The organism is Actinomycetospora sp. (genome assembly GCF_055612215.1).
Genome location: NZ_JBVPVA010000541.1, coordinates 1 through 3010, shown reverse-complemented (window position 1 = coordinate 3010; position 3010 = coordinate 1). Strand labels below are relative to the sequence as shown.

Annotated in this window: 3 protein-coding genes; all 3 read right to left on the bottom strand. The window is 76.3% G+C overall.

The genetic code is table 11. The annotated features are described in order from the left end of the window. On the bottom strand, window positions 1-588 hold a 588-nt coding region (locus tag AC0CYZ_RS15145), incomplete at its 3' end, for a hypothetical protein (RefSeq protein WP_472216723.1). Window positions 589-816: 228 nt separating this feature from the next. Next, window positions 817-1533 (bottom strand): RDD family protein, encoded by a 717-nt coding sequence (locus AC0CYZ_RS15140; RefSeq protein ID WP_472216721.1) that lies wholly within the window; start codon window positions 1531-1533, stop codon window positions 817-819. Between the two features lie 822 nt (window positions 1534-2355). Continuing rightward, window positions 2356-2817 (bottom strand): hypothetical protein, encoded by a 462-nt coding sequence (locus AC0CYZ_RS15135; protein ID WP_472216719.1) that lies wholly within the window; start codon window positions 2815-2817, stop codon window positions 2356-2358. Window positions 2818-3010: the final 193 nt, after the last annotated feature.

Below are 3010 nucleotides of genomic sequence, written 5' to 3'. Positions count from 1 at the left end.
CGTGGCCGGCCCGGGGGCCGGGGCCGCGCTCGCCGGGCCGGGGACCCGTCCGACGCGGACGCCGCCGGCGGTCCGCTGGGCGGGTACCGGGCTGTTCGCGGGGCGGCGGGCGACCCGGGCGACGCGGGGCTCGTGCACCGGCTCGCGCACCCGGCGGGAGCTCTCCTCGACCGCCTCGCGGGCGCCCGCGCGCACCTGGCCCAGGAGGTCGTGCATCGCGAGCGACATGGAGCGCGGCAGCAGCGGCGACCCGGCGATCCGCGCGAGCGGCTCGAGTCCCGCGGCGGCGTCGCGCAGGAGGGCGGTCACCCCGGCCTCGTCGCCCGGCGGCGCGGCCACGATGCGGGCGCCGAGGACGGTCTGCCACTGGCGGACCCGCTCGCTGAAGGCCGCGGAGAGGCGCTCGAGGAGCCGGGCCTCGACGTAGGAACCCATGCCCCCGTCGATCGGCGGGAGCCCCGCGGTGTCCCGGTTCTCCCCCCGCCGGAACGCGTCGATCCAGGCGACCCACATCGCGTACCCGCCCTGGCCGCCCTCGACCTCGCGGCGCTCGGCGCGACCGAAGGTGTCGGCCCGTTCGGAGCTCACAGCACTACCTCCTGGCACCGGCCTCGGCCGGCGTCGACTCGACGATCGAGAGGTCCACGGCGTCCTCTCCTTGCCATGGATGTCGCTCGTTCGCCGGTCGGCGTTTCCACACGGTCAGGTGGGGAGTTCGTCACTGCCCCGGACGGGTGACGTTCCCCGAACCGCGACGCCCGTCGGACGACGCGGTGTGCACGGGCGGCGGAGTGGCACGCCGCCCGCGCGTCCCCGTCAGACGCGGACGACGAGGGTGTGCGCCGCCATGTCCCCGAGGCGCTGCTTACGCTCGGAGGTGGACATGATGACGAGCCCGACGAGGCCGGCGACCATGCCGTCGACGATCAGCAGCAGCCACCGCAGGGCGTGCTGGCCCAGGGTCGGCTCGCCGCCGTCCTCCTCGCGGATGATCTTCAGACCCAGCCACTTCATGCCCGGCGTCTGCCCGCCGTGGGTGGACGGCCACCAGGCGTAGACGACGAAGCCCGACGCGAGCGCCGCGAGCCAGGCGAAGAAGTAGAGGACGCCGCCGATCAGCCCGAGCACCGCGGAGTCGTACGACGCCGCCGCGAGCACGCCGCTGAGGATGAGCAGCACGATCAGCGGGACGGCCGTGATGAGCGCGTCGACGATGTACTGCCCGACGCGGCTGCCGACGACGTCGACCGAGCCCGGGGCGCCGGGCGGGATGCCCTGCCCCGGGGCCGCGCCGTAGCCGGGGGCCGAGCCGTAGCCGGGTGCCGCGCCGTAGCCGTACCCCGGACCGCCGCCGTACCCGGGGGCCCCGCCGTAGCCCGGGCCCGCGCCGTACCCGGGACCGGCGCCGTAGCCCTGGCCGGAGGGCGGGCCGTACGTCGGTCCACCGCCGTAGTTGGGCGGCGGGCCGTAGCCCCCGCTCTGCGGGTGCGGGGGTCCGTAACCGCCCGGCGCGGCCGCGGGCGCTCCCGCCACCGGACCGGCCGTGGCCGATGACTGCGCGGAGTAGTCGCCCGGCGCACCGTAGGGCGACGACCCTCCCTGTCCGTCCGCAGGCCCGGGGCCGTACGACGGGTTTGGTCCACTCATGGCGGGTAGCATGCCAGCAGAGAGTGACGTTCGGGAGAACTCTTTCGAGAAGAAGGTCAACGGGTCACCCGTTCGGCCCCGTTTTGGGAACCCTTCGCCACCAGATCGAAATATCCACCCTGTTGCCACGCCCGACTCCCCCGCCCGGAGCATGACACTCCGCGCTCGCGGACGTTTGAGTGGTCGATGGACACACAGGAGGCGCGCCGGCTCCGCAGCGGGCCGGCGCGACGCCCGCGGAGGGAGGGCCGCCCGTGAACCCCTCCCTGCGCCGGGAGCACACCGTGGTTCCCCACGCTGCGTCACGCGTCCCGGTCGCGCTGCCCCTGCCGGCTCCCCGGGCGTCCTCCGACCGACCGGACGAGGTCGGCTGCATCGGACCCGCGTGGATCGTGCGGGAGGTGACGCACGTGCCGGGCGTGCTCCGCCTCGCCGGGGGCCGGCTGTGCTTCACCTCCAGCCGCGGGCCGGTGTTCGACGTCGACCTCGCGGCGTCCTGGGACCCCACGGGGCCCGATCTGGCCCTCGATCGCCGTGCCCGCGGCTTCCGGATCACCGTCGGGAGCGAGCGCCTCCACGTCCAGGTGGTCCGACCCCTCGGCGCGGTCGACCCCGGCTCCGCGTTCGTCGACGCGGTGGCCCGGGCGTCGGACCTCCCGGCCACGCTCGGCGACGTGGCCGCCGGGGACGTCTGGCGCTCGGCGCTCCTCAGCGGGTCCGACGACCGTCCGCGTCGGTCCGCGGGACGGTTCGCAGGACGAGTTCGGCGAGGATCCGCAGGGTCAACGCCACACACATGACGGAGTCGGCGGCCTCGGCGGCCGGTTCCTGACCGACGGCGCCGGCGGACGCGGCGACCCGCCGGGCCGCCTCACCGAGCTCGGCGAGGAGCTCCACCACCCGACGCAGCTCGACGGCCGCGTCCGGTGTCGCCGTCGCGGGACGGCCCGTCCCGGTGGCGTCGGACCCCGCGGGAGCCAGCGCCGCCGCCAACGTCGTCACCCCCGCCGCCAGCCGCTCGACGGACTCGACCGTCGGGGGCTCCGGGGCCCGACCCGGACGGCCGACGGGGCCGCGCCGGGCGCCGCACGCACGGGCGAGGACCTCCAGGGCCCGCCCCGGGAGCGCCTCCCAGGAACTCTCCCCGGGCAGGACCCGTCCGTCGTCCACTCCGGTGTCCTCCGAATCGTCGGCGTCGCGGCACGCGGCGCACGTCTGTCCATCGCCGGGGAGGGCGCCGATGTTGCACCGCGGGCCGGACGGACCTGCCCGGACGGGGGTCAGGCGCCGGAACTGCCGGGCGCGGGTGCGAGGTCGTCGCTGCGTTCGGGACGCCGGTCCACGGCCGGCCCGGGGACCCCGC